General features: G+C 45.8%; 18 protein-coding genes, 3 tRNA genes, 3 rRNA genes, 1 pseudogene and 1 riboswitch. Of the genes and pseudogenes, 2 read left to right on the top strand and 23 right to left on the bottom strand.

Translation table 11 applies throughout. From position 1 onward, the window contains the following. From NQZ91_08025 to NQZ91_08015, 3 genes are read right to left on the bottom strand one after another with little or no spacing between them, the layout of a single operon-like run. On the bottom strand, nucleotides 1-957 hold the full coding sequence (locus NQZ91_08025) for a DUF1002 domain-containing protein (GenBank protein ID UUM57313.1): 957 nt from the start codon (nucleotides 955-957) through the stop codon (nucleotides 1-3). Further along, a complete protein-coding gene (locus NQZ91_08020) occupies nucleotides 954-1,274 on the bottom strand; it encodes a thioredoxin family protein (GenBank protein ID UUM57312.1) in 321 nt (106 codons plus the stop codon). Before NQZ91_08020 ends, NQZ91_08025 begins: the two co-directional genes overlap by 4 nt. Continuing rightward, nucleotides 1,271-1,555 carry a DUF4651 domain-containing protein gene (locus NQZ91_08015; GenBank protein UUM57311.1) on the bottom strand — a complete coding sequence of 95 codons (285 nt, stop codon included), beginning with the start codon at nucleotides 1,553-1,555 and terminating at the stop codon, nucleotides 1,271-1,273. Before NQZ91_08015 ends, NQZ91_08020 begins: the two co-directional genes overlap by 4 nt. A gap of 63 nt (nucleotides 1,556-1,618) precedes the next feature. Here NQZ91_08015 and pepA point away from each other — a divergent pair, with 63 nt between their 5' ends. Further along, entirely contained in the window at nucleotides 1,619-2,680 is a 1,062-nt protein-coding gene (gene pepA, locus NQZ91_08010) for a glutamyl aminopeptidase (GenBank protein UUM57310.1), read from the top strand. Between the two features lie 44 nt (nucleotides 2,681-2,724). Here the strand turns inward: pepA and NQZ91_08005 are convergent, their stop codons facing one another. From NQZ91_08005 to NQZ91_07910, 20 genes and pseudogenes are all read right to left on the bottom strand, one after another. Continuing rightward, complete coding sequence (locus tag NQZ91_08005) at nucleotides 2,725-3,981, bottom strand: bifunctional folylpolyglutamate synthase/dihydrofolate synthase (GenBank protein ID UUM57309.1); 1,257 nt, start codon at nucleotides 3,979-3,981, stop codon at nucleotides 2,725-2,727. A 55-nt stretch (nucleotides 3,982-4,036) separates the two neighbouring features. Next, complete coding sequence (locus NQZ91_08000; GenBank protein ID UUM57308.1) at nucleotides 4,037-4,588, bottom strand: folate family ECF transporter S component; 552 nt, start codon at nucleotides 4,586-4,588, stop codon at nucleotides 4,037-4,039. 44 nt (nucleotides 4,589-4,632) lie between these two features. Beyond that, nucleotides 4,633-4,777, bottom strand: a riboswitch (THF riboswitch). 125 nt (nucleotides 4,778-4,902) lie between these two features. Then, nucleotides 4,903-6,090, bottom strand: coding sequence for an acetate kinase (locus tag NQZ91_07995; GenBank protein ID UUM57307.1), 1,188 nt, complete (start codon nucleotides 6,088-6,090; stop codon nucleotides 4,903-4,905). Between the two features lie 49 nt (nucleotides 6,091-6,139). Next, on the bottom strand, nucleotides 6,140-7,093 hold the full coding sequence (locus NQZ91_07990; GenBank protein ID UUM57306.1) for a class I SAM-dependent methyltransferase: 954 nt from the start codon (nucleotides 7,091-7,093) through the stop codon (nucleotides 6,140-6,142). A 50-nt stretch (nucleotides 7,094-7,143) separates the two neighbouring features. Next, entirely contained in the window at nucleotides 7,144-7,746 is a 603-nt protein-coding gene (gene comGG, locus NQZ91_07985; GenBank protein ID UUM57305.1) for a competence type IV pilus minor pilin ComGG, read from the bottom strand. Beyond that, on the bottom strand, nucleotides 7,724-8,158 hold the full coding sequence (gene comGF / locus NQZ91_07980; GenBank protein UUM57304.1) for a competence type IV pilus minor pilin ComGF: 435 nt from the start codon (nucleotides 8,156-8,158) through the stop codon (nucleotides 7,724-7,726). The genes comGG and comGF overlap by 23 nt, the downstream gene beginning before the upstream one ends. Further along, a complete protein-coding gene (gene comGE, locus NQZ91_07975; GenBank protein ID UUM57303.1) occupies nucleotides 8,145-8,438 on the bottom strand; it encodes a competence type IV pilus minor pilin ComGE in 294 nt (97 codons plus the stop codon). The genes comGF and comGE overlap by 14 nt, the downstream gene beginning before the upstream one ends. Next, nucleotides 8,410-8,835, bottom strand: coding sequence for a competence type IV pilus minor pilin ComGD (gene comGD, locus NQZ91_07970; GenBank protein UUM57302.1), 426 nt, complete (start codon nucleotides 8,833-8,835; stop codon nucleotides 8,410-8,412). The genes comGE and comGD overlap by 29 nt, the downstream gene beginning before the upstream one ends. Beyond that, a complete protein-coding gene (gene comGC / locus NQZ91_07965; protein UUM57301.1) occupies nucleotides 8,798-9,097 on the bottom strand; it encodes a competence type IV pilus major pilin ComGC in 300 nt (99 codons plus the stop codon). The genes comGD and comGC overlap by 38 nt, the downstream gene beginning before the upstream one ends. Next, nucleotides 9,098-10,135: a competence type IV pilus assembly protein ComGB gene (comGB, locus tag NQZ91_07960; GenBank protein UUM57300.1), complete on the bottom strand. Its 1,038-nt coding sequence runs from the start codon at nucleotides 10,133-10,135 to the stop codon at nucleotides 9,098-9,100. Beyond that, entirely contained in the window at nucleotides 10,047-10,997 is a 951-nt protein-coding gene (gene comGA / locus NQZ91_07955; protein UUM57299.1) for a competence type IV pilus ATPase ComGA, read from the bottom strand. The genes comGB and comGA overlap by 89 nt, the downstream gene beginning before the upstream one ends. A gap of 93 nt (nucleotides 10,998-11,090) precedes the next feature. Further along, a complete protein-coding gene (locus tag NQZ91_07950) occupies nucleotides 11,091-11,444 on the bottom strand; it encodes a DUF1033 family protein (GenBank protein ID UUM57298.1) in 354 nt (117 codons plus the stop codon). 130 nt (nucleotides 11,445-11,574) lie between these two features. Further along, nucleotides 11,575-12,045, bottom strand: a complete 471-nt coding sequence (locus tag NQZ91_07945) for a sigma-70 family RNA polymerase sigma factor (protein ID UUM57297.1) — start codon at nucleotides 12,043-12,045, stop codon at nucleotides 11,575-11,577. Nucleotides 12,046-12,478: 433 nt separating this feature from the next. Further along, nucleotides 12,479-13,756, bottom strand: a pseudogene (gene ltrA, locus NQZ91_07940) (group II intron reverse transcriptase/maturase). Between the two features lie 820 nt (nucleotides 13,757-14,576). Further along, nucleotides 14,577-14,648: transfer RNA gene (locus NQZ91_07935), tRNA-Glu, on the bottom strand. A 6-nt stretch (nucleotides 14,649-14,654) separates the two neighbouring features. Then, nucleotides 14,655-14,727: transfer RNA gene (locus NQZ91_07930), tRNA-Asn, on the bottom strand. 5 nt (nucleotides 14,728-14,732) lie between these two features. Further along, nucleotides 14,733-14,848: ribosomal RNA gene (gene rrf, locus NQZ91_07925) — 5S ribosomal RNA — on the bottom strand. 208 nt (nucleotides 14,849-15,056) lie between these two features. Continuing rightward, a 23S ribosomal RNA gene (locus NQZ91_07920) occupies nucleotides 15,057-17,959 on the bottom strand. Between the two features lie 275 nt (nucleotides 17,960-18,234). After that, nucleotides 18,235-18,307: transfer RNA gene (locus tag NQZ91_07915), tRNA-Ala, on the bottom strand. Between the two features lie 83 nt (nucleotides 18,308-18,390). Beyond that, nucleotides 18,391-19,939 (bottom strand): 16S ribosomal RNA (locus tag NQZ91_07910). The 16S, 23S and 5S rRNA genes sit together here with 3 tRNA genes alongside, the layout of an rRNA operon. A 575-nt stretch (nucleotides 19,940-20,514) precedes the next feature. On the opposite strand from NQZ91_07910, the gene NQZ91_07905 reads away from it, so the two are divergent. Further along, nucleotides 20,515-21,468, top strand: a complete 954-nt coding sequence (locus tag NQZ91_07905; protein ID UUM57296.1) for an IS30 family transposase — start codon at nucleotides 20,515-20,517, stop codon at nucleotides 21,466-21,468. Nucleotides 21,469-21,669: the final 201 nt, after the last annotated feature.

Here is a 21,669-nt window from a genome sequence, read left to right as displayed (position 1 = left end):
TTATGAAAATAATCCGATAAGCCCCTTCCAAAGACCCTCAAAGAAGGAACCAATCTTCTCTAGAATGCCTGAATCCTGGAGATTTTTGTAGGCATCTGAAATTTGTTGCTCGGCCTGGCTCTTGAATTGCTTGAGCTGGGCAGCGACTTCTTCCGAATCAATGGCACTGGTTTCCTGATAAGCTTTAGCAAAAGTGACCAGCTTGGAAATCTCATCAGCCGTAATCACTGTATTCAGACCATTTTGTTTCAAGACATCATTGATAATGGTGTTGATTTGGTCCTCAGAGGCAATTTGACCTTGAGAATCCTTGTATTCTGCCAAGCCAGTCTTGATTTCTGCGATAGCCTTGTCAAAGGCAGAGCTGTCAAAATTTTCTTGACCTGCGTGGGCAGTCGCCACTTCATTAACGGTTTCCAATTCCTGCTGGGCAACCACTGTCCGCTCAGGATCTACCGTTTCGCCATTAGCCTCCAAAGCCTTGTAAACACCCGTCAAGGCAGACTCACCTGTCACCTGAATGGGAGCTACAACGTCAATCAAGACATCTGTCGCTCCCGCGGTAATGGCCGCATTAGCATACTGAGTTGAGGTAATGAGGGTGATATTCTGCGGTGTCTTGATGTCAACGACAACTCCCTTGCCTGACTCCTGCTTCTGCACCAAAACAGATGAAAAGAGCGAGGCTGTATCTGCACCAGAAGTCCCTAAATATTGGTCCATATCCTGACCCTGCACCACTTGACGGCTGACATTTTCAATATTCTTGATATTGAGTAGACTATTGACCTCCGTCACTTGAGCATCTGACAAACCACCGCCATATACCATGGTTGGCTTGCCCCATTTTTCATTGATGACATCTGTCTGAATGTCTGCATGGGCAGCTGTCATCGGTGCTCCAACCAGGCCAATCACAAGAGTGGCTAGAGCAAGTTTACTTACTGTTTTTTTCATACTGGTAATCCTTCTAAAAAGTCAATGATTTGCTGCTTGGTTTTACGGTTTTTATCGACAAAGCGTCCAATTTCCTGACCATTTTCCAAGACAACCAAGCTAGGAATGCCGAAAATATTCCATTCTTGAGCCAGGGGCATGAAGTCATCCCGATCTAACTGGACAAAGGTCATGTCGGGAAAAGCAGCCTCGATAGCTGGCAAATGCGGCTTGATATAGTGGCAATCCCCACACCAGCTGGTCATAAAGAGAAAAACTGTCCGCTGACCAGACTGGACGAGCACGGCCACTTCCTCGTAATTCTGTGGAAAAATCATCTCACTTCCTCCTCAAATGTGATGTCACCTTTGGTATTTTCAAATAGAAAAATGCGACCATCTTCCATGATGACCCCGCCTACCAAATAGTCGGACTGGGACTGGGTTTCATCCACATAGACCGTGGCAATGCTGCCCAAATCGGCGAAGTAAGCCCGAACCTGCTGGAGAGCCTGAGCCTTTTTACGGTCTTCCTGAACCTTGCGGTAAAATTGAGCGCTAGCGGTGAGCACACCTGCCCCCACTAAGCCGGCTAGCACGGCTACCTTTTTCTTATTCATGGTTCCTATTTTATCATAAAAAATGGTAAAATAGTAGCAAGTTATCATTGGAGGAAATTTGTTATGACCCTTTTTGACAAGATTAAAGAAGTGACCGAATTGCAGAGCCTGCCTGGTTTTGAGAGTGAAGTGCGCAACCATATCCGCCAGAAAATCACACCTCACGTTGACCGCATTGAAACAGATGGTTTGGGTGGAATTTTTGGGATTAAGGACACGACAGCTGAACAAGCACCGCGAATATTGGTTGCAGGTCACATGGATGAAGTCGGCTTTATGATTAGCCAAATCAAGCCAGACGGCACCTTCCGTGTGGTGGAACTAGGCGGTTGGAACCCACTGGTCGTATCCAGTCAAGCCTTTACCCTGCATTTGCAAGACGGACGTAAAATCCCTGCCATTTCGGGCTCTGTCCCACCTCACCTTTCTCGCGGTGGAAATACTCCGGGTCTACCAGCCATCGGCGATATTATTTTTGATGCTGGTTTTGCTGACTACGACGAGGCTTGGTCTTACGGTGTGCGCCCGGGTGATGTCTTGGTTCCGAAAAACGAGACCATCCTATCAGCCAACGGTAAAAATGTCATTTCCAAGGCTTGGGACAATCGCTTCGGTGTCCTTATGGTGACTGAATTACTGGAAAACCTATCCGGTCAAGCATTGCCAAATCAGTTGATTGCCGGGGCAAATGTGCAAGAAGAGGTTGGCCTACGTGGAGCTCATGCTTCTACAACCAAGTTCAATCCGGACATTTTCCTTGCTGTTGATTGCTCACCAGCTGGCGACATCTATGGCGACCAAGGAAAAATTGGTGACGGAACTCTGCTTCGTTTCTATGATCCAGGTCATATCATGTTAAAAAACATGAAAGACTTCCTCCTCACAACTGCTGAGGAAGCTGGCATTAAATATCAATACTACTGTGGTAAAGGTGGAACAGATGCCGGTGCAGCCCACTTGAAAAACCATGGTGTTCCATCAACAACTATCGGTGTCTGCGCTCGCTACATCCATTCACATCAAACTCTCTACAGCATGGATGACTTCTTAGAGGCTCAAGCCTTCTTGCAAGCCATCGTTAAAAAGTTAGACCGCTCAACGGTTGACTTAATCAAAAACTATTAAAACAAAAGACTTTGCTAGGTAGAGCGCCTGGCAAAGCCTTTTTTCTATACAAGTTCTTCTAAAATGTACTTCCTCACATAGGTAATGAAATATAGCGAGCCTGTAATCAGGTAGAGTTTTTTGGGATTGTCCAAGTCCGCCTGCTCCAACCATTCCTGATAGGTCTGCACCCGTTCGTAGCCTGACGGATAATCTTCTAACTGTACCGCTCTGAAATCGTCAAAAGTCGTAACGCTAACAGGTCCAAATTGGCTAAGCTGGGACAACATCTGGTCCACTGGCTTGGTATTGATGGCTGCAAAGAGAATTTCAATATCTCTGTCAGCATACTTTTCTTCCAAGAGTTCTGTCAGGACGGCGATGCTTTCATTATTGTGGGCTCCGTCAATCATGAGCCTTGGTTTCATCAATTCTAAACGGCCTGGCCAGATGGCTTGGGACAAGCCCTGGCGGACGGTTTCATTGGTAATCTTTGGAAAATCAGGGCTGAGAAGCTGAGCTGTTGTCACTGCCAAGGCTGCATTGACCTCCTGGTGACGACCTTGCATCTGTAGCGTTAACTCTTCCACACGGCCGAGAGGACTTGAAACTGCAAAGCCTGCTCTGCTATTTTCCAAAAGAATCTCCCGCCCCACCGCATAGGTCGGACTCTGAAGCTGACTGGCGTGATCCTCAAATACTGCCACCACTTCTGGCTGGTCGGTCGCATAGAGGAGGGGAACCCGCTCACGCAAGACAGCAACCTTGTGACGGGCTATAGCAGCGTGGGTCTCTCCCAAAAAAGCCTGGTGGTCCAGACCGATCGAAGGGCAGACAACCGCCAGCGGAGACAGGACATTTGTCGCATCCAACAGCCCCCCCATTCCCGCTTCAACCAAGAGAATATCAGGACGCTGGTAGTGGGCAAAGTAGACAAACATAGCCACTACTACAATCTCAAACTCCGATATAGCATCCAGTCCAGCCGTCTGGTCCAAGTCCTCAATCAAAGGTTGCAAGTCTGTCACAATCCTCGAAAAATCTTCCTCTGAAATCATCTCTTGCTCAAAGACAATCTGCTCTCGAAAATCAATGATAGACGGTGAAGTAAAGCGACCAACTCTGTAGCCCGAAGACTGCAAGATAGACTGTAAGGCGTTGAGGGTCGAGCCCTTGCCATTTGTACCAACAAAGTGAATAGTCGGAACTTGAAGTTGGGGATTGTCCAAGCGTTCCAAAATCCAGTTGACACGTGCAATCCCGTGTTCCAAATCAGAAGCCGGGCGATTAGATAGCCACCGGCGAGTTTCTTGATAATTCATGATTCCCTCTCTACAAAAGCAGCAACAGGGGGATGACCTGTTGCTCGATACTGTTTTATTTAATGCCCATTAACTTGGCCAATTCAGGTATTTTTTGTAAACTTGGCAAGACAAGCATGGTCACGACAATGCGTAATGGAATTTCAAAAACTGCCTTAATCAAGCGACTGCTATACAGGGCAATCCAAGGTGTTCCAAAATGGAAATGGAGGGCAATCGGTGTCATGATAAAGGAAATCACAACCTGAATCAAGACAACAACCCCTGCAACATAGAGCCAATCAGCCTTGTTCTTGGTGTCTAGCGGTTTTCGATAGAAGAACCAGCCGTAGATAAAAGCCGATACCGCCTCAATTAAAATCCAAGTGAAGAGGACCGTTTGCCCGCTAAACAAGACAAAGACTGGGTCTGAAATAGCCGCAAAGACAGCTGCCCAAACCGGACCAGCAATAGCTCCCAAAATAGTATTGGGAATGAAGGTAAACTGAACCTGTAAAGTATCAGAAATCCGAATAGAGAAATAGTTCTCCACAATCATGACCAAGGCAAGGGTCATCGCAATAGCAGCCAACAACTGCACCGTTAGTTTTGGAATTTTCTTTTCCATAAAAAATGCTCCTTTTTCAAAAAATGGAGCTGTCGTGTGTATTCGACAGCGGATGCAATGGTTTACCGCGCCACTCTCAGCCAGGACCAATGTTCCTACTCTAGGAGACATCAGATACAAGCAAAGATCAGCTTCGTTATGTGGCAACATCCCATCCACATACACTTAACGCAAACCATCTACTCTGTGCAAATTTCTTTGCTAGTCTATTGTATCACACACTATATACTTTGACCACTTGCTAAAAACTATACCTTTCTAAAGGTATAAACTATAAGAGAAACTGGCAGTCTCCGACTACCAGTTAGTTTTTCTTATTTCAAGCGTTCCACTTCACGCGCAATAACCAATTCTTCATCCGTCGGAATAACCAAGACACGAACTTTTGATTCTGCCGTTGAAATGTCACCATAGTTGCCAAATACATTTTTTTCTGGGTCCAACTCAATACCAAACCAAGACAAGCCTTCTACTACGTCATTGCGCATAAGCGGTGCATTTTCACCCATACCTGCCGTGAAGACAAGGGCATCTGCCCCATTTAAAACTGCAAGATACTGACCGATAAATTTCTTAATACGGTCAATGAAGACATTGTAAGCAAGGACTGCGCCTGGATGTTTTTCCTGCAAACCATTTTCGATATCACGCATATCGCTAGAAATACCGGATAGACCAAGCAGACCAGATTGTTTGTTGAGTACGTTGACAACGTCCGACGCGTCTTTCAACTCATCGACATTCTCAATCAAGTAAGGAATAATCGCTGGGTCAATATCACCTGAACGAGTCCCCATCATAGGACCAGCAAGCGGTGTGAAGCCCATAGAAGTGTCAACAGATTCACCATGGTAGTTGGCTGTGATGGATACCCCGTTTCCGATGTGAGCTGTAATCAATTTCAACTCCTCAATCGGACGTCCCAAAACCTTAGCGGCTTCGTGAGCTACATAGTAGTGACTCGTTCCGTGGGCACCGTATTTACGAACTTTGTTTTCCTTGTAGTATTTCTGAGGAATTGGGTACATATAGGCATGCTCAGGCATAGTCGTATGGAAGGCTGTATCAAAGACTGCCACACTCGTAATATCAGGCAAGATATCCTTGAAGGCACGGATTCCGGCAGCATTGGCTGGGTTATGCAAAGGCGCCAAGCTAGACAGGTCCTCGATTTGTTTCAACACTTGGTCATCAATGAGGGCTGATTCTTTGAAAATTTCACCACCAGCTACTACACGGTGACCAACCCCAGTAATTTCTGAGAAGTCAGCAATGATGTTGTGCTTGAGCAAATCATCCAAAAGGATTTTAACAGCCTGCACATGGTCAGCAATATCCAGAGTTTCACTCTCTTTCTTGCCATCATACTTAACTGTTGAAATAGAGTCCTTGAGACCGATACGTTCGATAATTCCGGCCGCTAATACCGTTTCTTCTGGCATTTGGTACAGTTGCCATTTAAGACTTGAACTACCGGCGTTAATCGCAATTGTTTTTGACATAAGTTTCCCCCTTTAAAGCGTTTTCCTACTTAGTATATCAGATTTTTACCTAAATTGCATTCCCTTGTTTCCAATTTTTGAATTTGACCATAAATTCTTGGATAACATCCTTGTCTTTGAGACTTTGGAGCGGATAAACAAAAGGCATCAGTTGACGAGCCGTCTTTTTCTGTAGAACAAAAATCGACTTAGCCATAGCAGCCTTACCAAAGAGTTCTGGCGGCAGGGCAATCATAGAAACAATATTGGCTTGGTCCTGCAACCAATTTTTCAATAAATCACTTTGCGGACTAGTCAAAAGGTCATTGGGAGCCAAAAGAATGGCAAATCCATCCTTTTCCAGATACTTGAGCGACTGCTCCATCAGTAAATGATGAGCGTAGGTATGCTCGGTCGAACTGGCCACCTGGTAACGACTGGCAATCTGATCATCAGGATAATAACCAATCGGCAAATCTGCGATGATGACCTGGCTTTCCTTGAGAATCTGCGGACGTACCGCATCCCCCTGAGCAAAGGAAATGTCCGCCTGCATGACATCTGCCATACTGGCCGACAAGTCGATCAAGAGATCATCCACTTCAATCCCCAGATAATCCAATTTTTTGGGGCTAGCATTGAGAATAGTCTGCGCCAAATTCCCCGTCCCCGAACCGATTTCCAAGACCGTGATTTCTGGTGTGCTGACCAACTGTTCTACTAAGAAAGACAGGATAAAGCCAATCGAGTCTGGTGTAAACTGATGATTGTACTGCATAGGCTCAGTCTGGTTGGCCTTAATCAGTAGGAATTGAAAAGCTCTACGCCATTCCTCCTTGGTCAATTCTAAGCTCTTCAAAGTCTGATTGTTGGTCACAACAGTTTCCAACTCATGCTGACCAGCCATATAAGCCGCATTTTGCTCAATCATGGCATCGTAAATATTGGTGCCCAGCTGGTTTTGGATGTTCTGTACGTTTTCTAACAGCAGGCCGTAGGCCTGCTCAATGTTTTCAAAATTCATGGTTCTATCTTATCAAAATTTGGGCAAATTTGCACTAAAAGAGGAGCCTCTTATGACTCCTCTACCCTCTCTTTTTCCTCCTTCATCATAAATTGATACTGATAGGTCCGACCGCTTGATAACTGGATTGTCACGGTCAGCTTTTCTTTCTTGACCTGGTACTGAGCCTGCCCTTGGACAAAGGACAGCTGACCAGACGTTTCAATTGATTTTGGCTTACTTTCTTTCTTCACCTCTTCTTTTTGACTGGTCTGCGCGGTCTCATTATTTGACCTTTCCATATCTTCTGCAGATACCGATTCTTCCCCACTTTCAGATGGTCTCTCCTTCGTTTGAGAAGTCACACTTTCTTCCGATGTCTCTCCTTTCTTTTCTTCCTGCTCCTTCCTAGCTTGCTCAGCCTTTTCCGCCAAGAATTTTTCTTGACTCTCTTTTGCTGCTTCTTCCTTAGCCAAGCGTGACACTTCCTCAACCACCTGGTCCTTGGTCATCTGGGCTACGAGATAGGCTTGCGTGGATTCTCGACTGGCTCCAATCAACTGACCTTCAGACACTTGCTGATTGAGGTAAAATTGCAGCAAGAGAGCGAAAACTGCCAGCATGAGCAGGGCATAGAGTAGGATACCAGCCTTAACCTTTTTCTTCAAAAGCATAGACGAAACTCCTCTCCTCGCCAGTTTCAAACGTCACATCCAATCGAACAATCTGACCAGATTGACTATAGCTAGCCGCCTTGACACCGTAAAGCATGGGCTGGTAGCCCTGCCCCCGGTCATTGGTCTTACGAAAATCATCTGACCGTGACTTGCCAAAGGCCAGGGCCTGACCATCTTGCCTGATATAAATCCGACCCGCATCAACTCTGTCTAAACTGGCCACCTCCCATTCACTGCGCAGCTGGTCACAGAAGAGTAACCAGTTCTTCTCAACACGCTGGTCCTGGTAGCGAACTTCGTGGACCACCAATTTTGACAAGCCCTCAAAGACCAGCAAACTGCCTGAAACGATGACCAAGGCCACCAGACATTCCAGAAGAGTAAAGGCAGCACACCTAGTTTTTCTCAACACGCGCCACCTCTCTTCCCTCATGATAGACAGCCAAAAGCTTGTCCGACCGCTGGACCGTCACCTTGACACCATTGAGCGACAGATTATCCTGACCCGTCTGCACCGCCATCTTGGCAACATTGAGGACCTCCTGTTGATACAAGCCCTCCGCCTGTTGCCTGCGACTGACCTCCATGGCAGAAAGAAAGAGGCTGGTAATAGTGACTAGAACCGACAAGGCCACCAGCCCCTCCAGCAAGATATAGGCCTTATTTTTCCGATTTCTTATAACGACCACTCCCTATATATAATTGATACGACACCGTCTTGCCCCTCGCCCCAAAGGACAGCTTGGCAAGCGAGGAATTCCCACCTTTTTTATCGAAAACAATAGCCTGCTCAGTCAGTACATCGATACTAGCAGGCACCTGCACGGACTGATGACCGTTGGACAGTTGGATATCCGTCAGTTGCAAATGAATTTCCTGCTGGCTGTTGACCGCCAGACGCTGGCTATCCTTATAAAGCTCCTCAAACTCCCAGAAGAAAACCGTCTCCTGCACCGACCGAAAAGCCGACTGGACAGAACCCGACAAAGCCAGCGCAAGAAAGCTCACGATAAAAAGAACCAACAGACTTTCTAGCAGAGTAAAGGCTTTATTGGTTATCTGGATTAGAGGCTTTAGCTTTCTCATATTCTTCTGCCTGTTTTTTGTCAATGTAGCCAGCAGATTGCAAATCGGCTACTGTTGCTTTCTTGTCATGTTCCAATTCATAGAGCTCCATCTGACTCTCTACTACTTTGACAACTGCCTGATCTCCTTTTTTCCGTACCGCCTCTTTCTGCTTGCTCAAATTAGGCACAAACAAGAGTAAAAGCACACTAATAATTCCAAGGACGACTAACATTTCCACCAGAGTGAAACCTTTTTTCTTCATTTTTAGTAATTTCTTCATTTACATCTCCATATTTTGATAAATTGGCAGCAACATGGCTGCGTAGATAAGAACAACAACGAGAGCGACAAAGAGAAAGACCAGCGGTTGAATGAGCTGCATGGCACGATTAACGCGAGAGAAGAATTCCTCCCAGCACTCATTGGCATAGACGGCAAGCTCGCTACCCAACTTGGACTTGACTTGCCCGTACTCCACAATCAAACTCAGTTCCCTCTTGAAAAATGGATAGGAACGGATATGCTGGTCAAAGCTCTGCCCATTGCCCAAAGCCTCCTCCATATCTCGCCCAATCTCGACAAAGAGCTGGGACTGCTGCTCCTGCATCAGCCGCACCACCTGCTGCATATCCAGTCCTTGCCCGATGAGGCTACCCCACTCCCGCGCGTAGTAGGCGGTCAGGTAGGTTTGGATGAGTTTTCCGAAAAATGGCAGAGCGGACAGACAACTAAAGACAGTGATTTTAGCCGTCCTGCGGTACCAGATGTAGCCTGCTAAAGTGCAGAGCAAGATGGTTAAAACCAACCCGAGAAAGATGGTCGGTAAATGGTTGATGAGCATGGTCGCGGCATTGCCCTCCTCCAACTGTGGCAGGAGATAGTTTTTCAGACCCAGCATAATCAACACCAAAAATCCTAATAGAATAACGGGATAGGTCGCTACCTCAATCAATTTTTTCCGTACTTTGGATAAGTTACTCAGATAGGTCTCGATGTGTTGCAGACTGAGACTGGTATTGCCATGAATTTCTGCCAATGACACCTGAGTGACAACTGTGTCGGAAAAGGCCAAATCAGCTAAGAGGCTCGAAAAAGGCTTCCCCGCTACCAGACCGTCTGATAGGATTTGCGTATATTGGTCTGCCAAGAGCTGACTGCGCCTGAGAAAATCAACAATCTCTCCCAAGTGAAAGCCACTGGCAAAGAGATTGTTAAAAAGCTCGATGACTTTACGCTGACGCTCCAAGGATAATTTTTTCGGCCTCCGCCTGCCGAGGACTGATATGTCCTGCTGCAAGAAGGCTATCAATCTGTGCATTCCACTTGTCTGCGGAATGGTTTTGGAAATCTTCTCTGGCAAAATCAACAACACCTCCTCCCCCTATCAAGCGCTGGTAGGCAATGCCTTGTAGGGCATTATTGAGCTCTTCTGGACTAACACCCAATTCCAACATCCGAGCATAGACACCCGAAATGGACTTGGCATGCACCGTCGAAAAGACTGTCGCTCCGGTCAAACTAGCCCTAATAACTGATCGAGCTGTCTCTGCATCACGGATTTCCCCGATGATGAGCAGGTCAGGACGATGGCGCAGGGACAGTTTGATGAGATTGTCATAAGTCGCGCCAATAGTTTCATTGAGCTGAAGTTGCAACATATCGTCCTGCTTGATTTCCACCGGATCTTCGATGGTCAGAATTTGCTTGTCTGGGAATTTCATCCTGGCTAAATGGTACATAAGCGTGGTCTTGCCAGAGCCGACTGGACCCGAAAAAAGGTAGAGTCCCCGACCTTTGATTTCCTTGGCAATTTCCTCTACGGCCTGAAACCAGAATTTCAACTCCTTGTCATTATCATAGAGCAGACGAATGACCAAACTTTCCTTGCCACGATAATCCCCGACCGTTGACAGGCGCAGAGAAATCTCGCCCTTGCCATAATCATAATCGCAGGACCCCTGCTGACTACGGCGCTTCTCACCGACATTGAGACCAGCTAGAAACTTGAAATGCCCAATCAGAGCATCTACTTCCGTTTCCTCCAGCTCTCGGACAAATTCCCGTTCGTCCATGATACGATGATAGAGCTGATAGGTCTCACCTTTGGGAACCAGATAAATGTCACTGACTCGACCGGTTACCGCCTCCTCTATCATTTGTTTTGCTTTTTCTTGAATCATAAATCCTCCTCACCTATTAGTTCGGAAAAATGATGATTTTTGCAAAATTTATTTAAAAAAAATAAGAAGGACTGAACCATCAATCCTTCTCTCTTAATAATTTACGCAATTCCCTTTCTTGAGTTTGCATGGTCTTACTCTCGGTGCAAGGTCCTTCTTCTTGGAATCTTCCTTAGCTTCTAGCAATAGCAAAGAATGGTAACGTTGCAAATACTCATCACATTCCTCGCACCAATACTGATCCGCTTCATCCCAAAAGGCTGTCATCATCCCACCCTTCGATTCTTTCTTAGGAAAGCGACTAGCCAAATCTGTCCACTCTTTCTGAAAGGCAAGAACAGCATCCTCATAATTTTCAAAAACTAACTTGTCAGTGATGTCTTCTTCCCAACCTTCAATAAACCACCAGGGTTCAAAATCTCCATACATTTTAATGACTTGATACATAACTATACACTCTACTTTCTCTGTTCCAACAATTATACCGAAAATAATAAGAATTTTGAAAATATATGCTTAGAAAATACAAATTCAATAAATAAAGTGCCGTTATAGGTAGTACCAACAATTCTTTCTTCTACTTAAAATCTCGCAGGTAGTCTTGCAGTTCACGTATCATATTCCTCCGCCCATGGAAACTCTGACCTGTGATTAGCTTCTCGTATTTTTCTAACTGTTCCGTCGACAGCTGACTTCTATAAGTCCGCAACATATCTCGCAAAACAATAAAATCGTCATTTAACAATCCCGGCGACTTTACTAGATGCGACAAATCATGAATATCTTCATGGGGCATACGGTCAAACTTCCGCTTATGGCTTTCTTGCCTGCGCACAACATCCCGAACACGATTTCGGAACTGAACCTTAAAGTAACTACAGAGCTTATCCTTATCTTCCTCCAATTCTGGAAAACTGCATAGTAATTTGTACAGAACCAACATCCCCTCCTGGTCCCAATCCTCACGTTCCCATAACTTCACGTAGAAATCCTTACGCGCGCGGTGAACAATTCCCTGAACTTCAAAATAAATCTTTTCAAATTGCATAAAACTATGCCTCCTTTAATTGATAGACCTAGTTTATCTAATTTTGAAAAAATCAAACAGGACATTTTTGTCAGTATAAAATAATAGTAAATAAATCTCAGTGAAAACAATATACCTGAGGTGGTGCACAAGAGCATTCAAACGCGCAGTCTAACCTGCCCTTTGAAGCGATTTAAGACACACATCCTAACAATCAGACATTTTACAATAGCATTAAATCAATTCCTACCCTATTTAAATACAATACTTGGGATCTGTAATAACCTTATCTATATCATTAAGCGAAATGCCTTTAGTCCTCAGCAATAGAACAAATTATACACTTCGAAAATCGGTTTAACTTGCAATGATAATGAGTATACCATACAATCGAGTAGGGACTAATTTCTAGTCCCTCTCACACCACCGTGCGTGCCGTTCGGCACACGGCGGTTCAACTAACTTTTAACGCATGTCGTTTTAGATAATAATCTAGGCAAGAAACCAGTCCACGTTTAGCGAGGACTGGTTTTGATATGGCACGTTTCAGTACAGAGCTCTGAGCCACTAATTGATAATGGTCTCCCCAGCCAGATACTTTATCCGCTATCCACTTCGGTACTCCTAATTTGAGAAGTCCCCCTAATCGCCTAGATTTCTTCTTCCATTGTTTCCAGATAATAACTCTTATTCGAGTTCTTAGTCGTTCATCAATGCTTTCCATGACTGATTTCATGTTCGTCATAGAAAAGTAGTTTATCCAACCTCGGATGACCCAGTTTAGTCGCTCAATTCGGCTGTCTAGGTCAATACTCCACTTACGGGCCGTTAGTTTCTTGAGTTTTCTCTTGAAACTCTGTACGCTATCCTGATGCGGACGACTTTTCCAGCCCTCAGATGATTTCCAGAACCCAAATCCTAGGTACTTTAATTTGCTCGGTCTCACAATCTTGGTCTTGGTCATGTTGACTTTCAAACCTAATCGTTTTTCAATATAACGACTAATTGAATGCATAACACGTTTAGCAGCCGCCTCACTACCAACTATGATGACGCAGTCATCTGCGTAGCGAACGAAGCGAAGTCCACGATTTTCCAACTCTTTATCTAGCTCATTAAGCATGATATTGGACAGGAGCGGTGATAGGTTTCCTCCCTGTGGAGTTCCAACTAGTGTTTTATACCGTTGTCCGTTGATGACTACACCTGAATGAAGGTACTTACGAATTAAAGATTCTGTATCTCCATCTTGGATAATGTTATGAACAAGCGACATCAGTCTATCTTGAGGAACGGTATCAAAGAACTTCTCCAGGTCTATGTCTACTATCCACTCATAACCGTCATTAAGGTATTCTAATAACTGGATAATAGCTTGTTCGCATGACCGATTGAGTCTGAATCCGTAACTCCTCTCAGAGAAATAGGGTTCACAAATGGGACTAATGACTTGGACAATAGCTTGTTGTATCATTCTATCCATGACCGTTGGGATACCTAACTGACGGACTCCGCCGTTAGGTTTGGGAATTTCAACTCGTAAAACTGGCTGAGGTTTGTACTACCTCTGCTTTATGAGTTCTTTAGTTGAACGCCAGTGTTTGCGGAGATAGTCATCTATTTCGTCAATAGTTACGCCGTCAATTCCTGCTGAACCTTTATTGGCTCTAACTTGATTGTAGGCTTCAAGCATATTGGACCGAGATAGGATATTATCTAGTAACTGTGACATGTGCGTATTCCTTTCTTGTTTCGGTGTCTGAGGGACGTCTTATATTGGTGAACTTTCCTCTAGTCAATACGTGACCGCACCCAGTTCTATCAGACCGCTAGTTTTACAGACACAAGCGAAGTAGGTATACTTCGGTTAATTGTTCAGCCCTTCGCTCCACCTCTATTACAGAAGTTTCATCACTACTATAGCTTCGGCTGAGAGCCTGCCCCAGCCATTGTTGTTCAACGAAGAATGAGTTGATAACAACAATAGGCGAGGGTACTTCTCATGATTTGTTGTTACTACGTCTTTGACGCTCATGAGACCTCACGGGATAAGTCGTACATCTTTCCTCGTTTACTCTCGTGATTTACGTCTATAGGTTACGACTACCTTTTTGGACTTTAGAGTTATATGCCCCCTCATCCCCTATATACGCCTTGTTATCACGTTTCTGTTCGTAGAGCCACGATTTCGCTATCCCTTCCTCTCCCCGCTACCTCACGATAGTCAGGCTTGGGAGTCGCTTTGGGGTTCACCGGTAGCGGGTGTCCACAGAGGACTTTCACCTCAGATGTACGACATGCCCGTCGTACATAAAAAATGCATGCACCTATTATCTGGATACATGCATTTTTCAAAATGTTGTCACATAACGGTTTCTTTGCTCAAGTAGAGACTCTATTTTCCTTTATATATTTCCAATGGCAGACTGATTCCCATAAAATATAAAAGAGGAAAATAAGATGAAGCTGAACAGTAACTGCCCAATAAGAAAAGAATTTTGATGGCAATAAATATCAAAAAAGAGAAGACCAAACAGATCTTCTCAAAAATATAGTCCGTACGGGATTCGAACCCGTGTTACCGCCGTGAAAAGGCGGTGTCTTAACCCCTTGACCAACGGACCATATAACTCCGCCAACAGGGCTCGAACCTGTGACATCATGATTAACAGTCATGCGCTCTACCAACTGAGCTATGGCGGAATTTCGCTAAGCGACTACCGTATCTAACAGGGGGCAACCCCCAACTACTTCAGGCGTTCTAGGGCTTAACTGCTGTGTTCGGCATGGGAACAGGTGTATCTCCTAGGCTATCGTCACTTAACTTCTGTTGAATGGAATTGTACTCGGACTAAAATCCTAGTGAAAAAGATAAACTTCCTAGAGTCTACAGACTCTGCGTCAGTTTCCTATTTTCTTACGGATTTTGTAACGCCCTCGTTACTTCACTTTATCCACTCAAAATTGAATATCTATATTCTAACAAGAATCAACCACGCTGTCAATATTGACTTCGTTGAATTTTTCTTATCTAGGATAAGTCCTCGAGCGATTAGTATTGGTCCGCTACATGTGTCGCCACACTTCCACTTCCAACCTATCTACCTGATCTTCTCTCAGGGCTCTTACTAACATAAAGTTATGGGAAATCTCATCTTGAGGTGGGTTTCACACTTAGATGCTTTCAGCGTTTATCCCTTCCCTACATAGCTACCCAGCGATGCCTCTGGCGAGACAACTGGTACACCAGCGGTAAGTCCACTCTGGTCCTCTCGTACTAGGAGCAGATCCTCTCAAATTTCCTACGCCCGCGACGGATAGGGACCGAACTGTCTCACGACGTTCTGAACCCAGCTCGCGTGCCGCTTTAATGGGCGAACAGCCCAACCCTTGGGACCGACTACAGCCCCAGGATGCGACGAGCCGACATCGAGGTGCCAAACCTCCCCGTCGATGTGAACTCTTGGGGGAGATAAGCCTGTTATCCCCAGGGTAGCTTTTATCCGTTGAGCGATGGCCCTTCCATACGGAACCACCGGATCACTAAGCCCGACTTTCGTCCCTGCTCGAGTTGTAGCTCTCGCAGTCAAGCTCCCTTATACCTTTACACTCTGCGATTGATTTCCAACCAATCTGAGGGAACCTTTGGGCGCCTCCGTTACCTTTTAGGAGGCGACCGCCCCAGTCAAACTGCCCGTCAGACACTGTCTCCGATAGGGATAACCTATCCGGGTTAGAGTAGCCATAACACAAGGGTAGTATCCCAACAGCGCCTCCTCCGAAACTGGCGTTCCGGAATCATCGGCTCCTACCTATCCTGTACATGTGGTACAGATACTCAATATCAAACTGCAGTAAAGCTCCATGGGGTCTTTCCGTCCTGTCGCGGGTAACCTGCATCTTCACAGGTACTAAAATTTCACCGAGTCTCTCGTTGAGACAGTGCCCAAATCATTACGCCTTTCGTGCGGGTCGGAACTTACCCGACAAGGAATTTCGCTACCTTAGGACCGTTATAGTTACGGCCGCCGTTTACTGGGGCTTCAATTCAGATCTTCGCTTGCGCTAAACCCTCCTCTTAACCTTCCAGCACCGGGCAGGCGTCACCCCCTATACATCATCTTACGATTTAGCAGAGAGCTGTGTTTTTGATAAACAGTTGCTTGGGCCTATTCACTGCGGCTGCCTTTAAGACAGCACCCCTTCTCCCGAAGTTACGGGGTCATTTTGCCGAGTTCCTTAACGAGAGTTCTCTCGCTCACCTGAGGCTACTCGCCTCGACTACCTGTGTCGGTTTGCGGTACGGGTAGAGTATGATACAACGCTAGAAGATTTTCTCGGCAGTGTGACGTCACTAACTTCGCTACTAAACTTCGCTCCCCATCACAGCTCAATGTTACAGATACAAGCATTTGACTCATATCACACCTCACTGCTTAGACCGGCACTTCCAATCGCCGGCTTTAGTTAGCCTACTGCGTCCCTCCATCACTTCATACTCTAGTACAGGAATATCAACCTGTTGTCCATCGGATACACCTTTCGGTCTCTCCTTAGGTCCCGACTAACCCAGGGCGGACGAGCCTTCCCCTGGAAACCTTAGTCTTACGGTGGATGGGATTCTCACCCATCTTGCGCTACTCATACCGGCATTCTCACTTCTATACGCTCCAGCGCTCCTCACGGTACACCTTCATCGCCTATAGAACGCTCTCCTACCATACCACATTGTGGTATCCACAGCTTCGGTAATATGTTTTAGCCCCGGTACATTTTCGGCGCAGGGTCACTCGACTAGTGAGCTATTACGCACTCTTTGAATGAATAGCTGCTTCTAAGCTAACATCCTAGTTGTCTGTGCAACCCCACATCCTTTTCCACTTAACATATATTTTGGGACCTTAGCTGGTGGTCTGGGCTGTTTCCCTTTCGACTACGGATCTTAGCACTCGCAGTCTGACTGCCGACCATAAATCATTGGCATTCGGAGTTTATCTGAAATCAGTAAACCGAGATGGCCCCCTCATCCAAACAGTGCTCTACCTCCAAGATTCTTAATGTCGACGCTAGCCCTAAAGCTATTTCGGAGAGAACCAGCTATCTCCAAGTTCGTTTGGAATTTCTCCGCTACCCACAAGTCATCCAAGCACTTTTCAACGTGCCCTGGTTCGGTCCTCCAGTGCGTCTTACCGCACCTTCAACCTGCTCATGGGTAGGTCACATGGTTTCGGGTCTACGTCATAATACTAATGCGCCCTATTAAGACTCGGTTTCCCTACGGCTCCGTCTCTTCAACTTAACCTCGCATCATAACGTAACTCGCCGGTTCATTCTACAAAAGGCACGCTCTCACCCATTAACGGGCTCGAACTTGTTGTAGGCACACGGTTTCAGGTTCTATTTCACTCCCCTTCCGGGGTGCTTTTCACCTTTCCCTCACGGTACTGGTTCACTATCGGTCACTAGAGAGTATTTAGGGTTGGGAGATGGTCCTCCCAGATTCCGACGAGATTTCGCGTGTCTCGCCGTACTCAGGATACTGCTAGGTATAAAGACTATTTCGACTACGAGGCTGTTACTCTCTTTGGCGACCCTTCCCAGAATCTTCGTCTATACTCTTTAAGTCCACATTGCAGTCCTACAACCCCGAAGAGTAAACTCTTCGGTTTGCCCTTCTGCCGTTTCGCTCGCCGCTACTAAGGCAATCGCTTTTGCTTTCTCTTCCTGCAGCTACTTAGATGTTTCAGTTCACTGCGTCTTCCTTCTACTAGTCTTAACAACTAGTGATGACAGGCATCAACCTGCCGGGTTCCCCCATTCGGACATCTCTGGATCTACGCTCACTTACAGCTCCCCAAAGCATTTCGTCGTTTGTCACGTCCTTCATCGGCTTCTAGTGCCAAGGCATCCACCGTGCGCCCTTATTAACTTAACCTTATTAACCTAATTTTTTCAAAAATTAGAAATTGTACTCAGACTAGAAAACTAGTGATTTAGATAAATCCTCTTGTAGTCCTAAGACTACTGCGATGATTTCCTAAAATCATACGTTTTCTTTAACGTCTTCGTAACTTAATTAAACTCATTAAATATTCACAGCGTTTTCGGTTTATTTTCTTGTTACTATTTCTATATGTACTTTCATACATAAAGGAATGTTTGATAGATATTCAATTTTCAATGGACAAGTTTAACAACTTCCGTTGTTAATGGAGCCTAGCGGGATCGAACCGCTGACCTCCTGCGTGCAAAGCAGGCGCTCTCCCAGCTGAGCTAAGGCCCCGTACACCTTATGTGTCTTGGGTAGGTTTTTAACAAAACCTCTCAAAATTAAAGAAGACTAACGTACAGGTTCCTTATCCTTAGAAAGGAGGTGATCCAGCCGCACCTTCCGATACGGCTACCTTGTTACGACTTCACCCCAATCATCTATCCCACCTTAGGCGGCTGGCTCCTAAAAGGTTACCTCACCGACTTCGGGTGTTACAAACTCTCGTGGTGTGACGGGCGGTGTGTACAAGGCCCGGGAACGTATTCACCGCGGCGTGCTGATCCGCGATTACTAGCGATTCCGACTTCATGTAGGCGAGTTGCAGCCTACAATCCGAACTGAGACTGGCTTTAAGAGATTAGCTTGCCGTCACCGACTTGCGACTCGTTGTACCAGCCATTGTAGCACGTGTGTAGCCCAGGTCATAAGGGGCATGATGATTTGACGTCATCCCCACCTTCCTCCGGTTTATTACCGGCAGTCTCGCTAGAGTGCCCAACTAAATGATGGCAACTAACAATAGGGGTTGCGCTCGTTGCGGGACTTAACCCAACATCTCACGACACGAGCTGACGACAACCATGCACCACCTGTCACCTCTGCTCCGAAGAGAAACCCTATCTCTAGGGCGGTCAGAGGGATGTCAAGACCTGGTAAGGTTCTTCGCGTTGCTTCGAATTAAACCACATGCTCCACCGCTTGTGCGGGCCCCCGTCAATTCCTTTGAGTTTCAACCTTGCGGTCGTACTCCCCAGGCGGAGTGCTTAATGCGTTAGCTGCGGCACTGAGTCCCGGAAAGGACCCAACACCTAGCACTCATCGTTTACGGCGTGGACTACCAGGGTATCTAATCCTGTTCGCTCCCCACGCTTTCGAGCCTCAGCGTCAGTTACAGACCAGAGAGCCGCTTTCGCCACCGGTGTTCCTCCATATATCTACGCATTTCACCGCTACACATGGAATTCCACTCTCCCCTTCTGCACTCAAGTTTGACAGTTTCCAAAGCGTACTATGGTTAAGCCACAGCCTTTTACTTCAGACTTATCAAACCGCCTGCGCTCGCTTTACGCCCAATAAATCCGGACAACGCTCGGGACCTACGTATTACCGCGGCTGCTGGCACGTAGTTAGCCGTCCCTTTCTGGTAAGATACCGTCACTGTGTGAACTTTCCACTCTCACACACGTTCTTCTCTTACAACAGAGCTTTACGATCCGAAAACCTTCTTCACTCACGCGGCGTTGCTCGGTCAGGGTTGCCCCCATTGCCGAAGATTCCCTACTGCTGCCTCCCGTAGGAGTCTGGGCCGTGTCTCAGTCCCAGTGTGGCCGATCACCCTCTCAGGTCGGCTATGTATCGTCGCCTTGGTGGGCCTTTACCCCACCAACTAGCTAATACAACGCAGGTCCATCTCATAGTGAAGCAGTTGCTCCTTTCAAGCATCTACCATGCGGTAAATACTGTTATGCGGTATTAGCTATCGTTTCCAATAGTTATCCCCCGCTATGAGGCAGGTTACCTACGCGTTACTCACCCGTTCGCAACTCATCCAGAAGAAGCAAGCTTCCTCCTTCAGCGTTCTACTTGCATGTATTAGGCACGCCGCCAGCGTTCGTCCTGAGCCAGGATCAAACTCTCATTAAAATTAGTTTGTCCGACTAAGCACTCTGGCTTATCCGTTTATTGTTTTTTTGTCATTGACGATTTATATTCCTATAAATCACCCTGCACGTTTGGTTCGTCTTCTTTAATTTTCAAAGGTCTTGTCGTCGCTTGCGACAACTATATCAGTATATCACATCCCTGATTTCCTGTCAACTACTTTTTGAAACTTTTTTTCGTTTCTGCTTCGCCAACAGTCCCTCGCGAGACAACTTCATTATTCTATCATCTATATCTAATACTGTCAATAGCTTTTTCAAAAAATTTTAATTTTTTTCATCGGCTAGGTTCTAACGAAAGTTCTATAATGAAGTTAGCCACCCCAACCTAGCCAAAAAACAGCTGTTTCAACTGGTTCAGCTGTCTGTTCTGGTTTCGTTTGTTAACAGGCTTGGACCTGTTAGGCTGGTTTACCAAGGCGAATGAGAGCCTTGGCTGAGCCAACAAAACAGGTTCAAGGGTACCTGTTGACAAATGAAAGTTCCTTGTAGGTAAAAGAAAACACCTCCGTGTTATACTTGTAGTTCACCACAAACACAAGGTAGGAAGACACGGAGATGCATACACATTATACACCAAAAGGAAAACATTTGACAATCGAAAACCGCAGACAAATTGAACGGTGGAAAGGCGAAGGGAAATCCAATCGGGAAATCGCTCGCTTATTGGGAAAGGCTCCGCAGACCATTCACAATGAAGTGATACGAGGGACGACCCTACAACAAGTCCGAAAAGGTCGCTTCAAAAAACTCTATTCCGCTGATTATGCCCAAAATCTGTATGAGAAAAATCGGAAAAAGTCCGTTAGAAAACTGAGCTTAACAAAGGAACTCGCTGATAAAATTCGGCACTACAATATGGAAAAATTCTCGCCTGAAATGATGGTTAGAACCAAGGACATCAATGTGGGGATTTCAACCATCTACTACTGGATTCACAAGGGGCATCTCGGCTTGACCAAGAAGGATATGCTTTATCCTAGAAAAGGGAGGACTACCAAAAAACAGGCGAGTCCAAACTTTAAGCCTGCTGGAAAGTCAATTGAAGAGCGGCCAGAGGTGATCAATCTTCGACTGGAGCTTGGACACTATGAAATTGACACGGTTCTATTGACGAGAGCGAGAAACAAATGCCTTTTGGTCTTGACGGACAGGAGAAGTCGCCACCAAATCATTCGATTGATTCCAAATAAATCGGCTGAGGCTGTGAATCAGGCCTTGAAAATCGTCTTGAAGGAGTTCCAAATCAAATCCATTACTACAGATAATGGAACCGAGTTTAGTCGCTTGTCAGAAGTGTTTCTGGAGGAATATATCTACTACGCTCACCCTTATTCCTCTTGGGAGAGAGGCACGAACGAGAATCACAATAGGCTTATCCGACGATGGTTGCCGAAAGGAACCACAAAAACGACCCCGAAAGAAGTCGCTTTTATCGAAAATTGGATCAATAACTATCCCAAAAAATGTTTGGGCTACAAGTCACCGAGAGAATTTCTTATAGGTGGCTAACTCGGAATTGAAATTTGCCGGCTAGGTTCTAAAAGCCTGATCAACAAATGCTTCAAATGATAGCTTGATTATTCTATCAGCTAAAGAGTCAATTGTCAATAAGGAAAATTGGGTTTTAAGCAAAAAAGAAGACCAAGAGGTCCTCTCGTGAATGTAGCTGTTCATCAGCCCACTACAATTGACAGAGACAAAAAGGACGCC

This window comes from Streptococcus suis (assembly GCA_024583055.1).
Classification (GTDB): Bacteria; Bacillota; Bacilli; order Lactobacillales; family Streptococcaceae; genus Streptococcus; species Streptococcus suis_V.
This window is presented reverse-complemented; position numbering and strand designations above follow the sequence as displayed.

What these genes read in the sequence shown, in the direction of transcription:
- NQZ91_08025 (UUM57313.1), bottom strand. Translation starts at nt 957, where the DNA reads ATGAAAAAAACAGTAAGTAAACTTGCTCTAGCCACTCTTGTGATTGGC.
- NQZ91_08020 (UUM57312.1), bottom strand. Translation starts at nt 1,274, where the DNA reads ATGATTTTTCCACAGAATTACGAGGAAGTGGCCGTGCTCGTCCAGTCT.
- NQZ91_08015 (UUM57311.1), bottom strand. Translation starts at nt 1,555, where the DNA reads ATGAATAAGAAAAAGGTAGCCGTGCTAGCCGGCTTAGTGGGGGCAGGT.
- pepA (UUM57310.1), top strand. Translation starts at nt 1,619, where the DNA reads ATGACCCTTTTTGACAAGATTAAAGAAGTGACCGAATTGCAGAGCCTG.
- NQZ91_08005 (UUM57309.1), bottom strand. Translation starts at nt 3,981, where the DNA reads ATGAATTATCAAGAAACTCGCCGGTGGCTATCTAATCGCCCGGCTTCT.
- NQZ91_08000 (UUM57308.1), bottom strand. Translation starts at nt 4,588, where the DNA reads ATGGAAAAGAAAATTCCAAAACTAACGGTGCAGTTGTTGGCTGCTATT.
- NQZ91_07995 (UUM57307.1), bottom strand. Translation starts at nt 6,090, where the DNA reads ATGTCAAAAACAATTGCGATTAACGCCGGTAGTTCAAGTCTTAAATGG.
- NQZ91_07990 (UUM57306.1), bottom strand. Translation starts at nt 7,093, where the DNA reads ATGAATTTTGAAAACATTGAGCAGGCCTACGGCCTGCTGTTAGAAAAC.
- comGG (UUM57305.1), bottom strand. Translation starts at nt 7,746, where the DNA reads ATGCTTTTGAAGAAAAAGGTTAAGGCTGGTATCCTACTCTATGCCCTG.
- comGD (UUM57302.1), bottom strand. Translation starts at nt 8,835, where the DNA reads ATGAGAAAGCTAAAGCCTCTAATCCAGATAACCAATAAAGCCTTTACT.
- comGC (UUM57301.1), bottom strand. Translation starts at nt 9,097, where the DNA reads ATGAAGAAATTACTAAAAATGAAGAAAAAAGGTTTCACTCTGGTGGAA.
- comGB (UUM57300.1), bottom strand. Translation starts at nt 10,135, where the DNA reads ATGCACAGATTGATAGCCTTCTTGCAGCAGGACATATCAGTCCTCGGC.
- comGA (UUM57299.1), bottom strand. Translation starts at nt 10,997, where the DNA reads ATGATTCAAGAAAAAGCAAAACAAATGATAGAGGAGGCGGTAACCGGT.
- NQZ91_07950 (UUM57298.1), bottom strand. Translation starts at nt 11,444, where the DNA reads ATGTATCAAGTCATTAAAATGTATGGAGATTTTGAACCCTGGTGGTTT.
- NQZ91_07945 (UUM57297.1), bottom strand. Translation starts at nt 12,045, where the DNA reads ATGCAATTTGAAAAGATTTATTTTGAAGTTCAGGGAATTGTTCACCGC.
- NQZ91_07905 (UUM57296.1), top strand. Translation starts at nt 20,515, where the DNA reads ATGCATACACATTATACACCAAAAGGAAAACATTTGACAATCGAAAAC.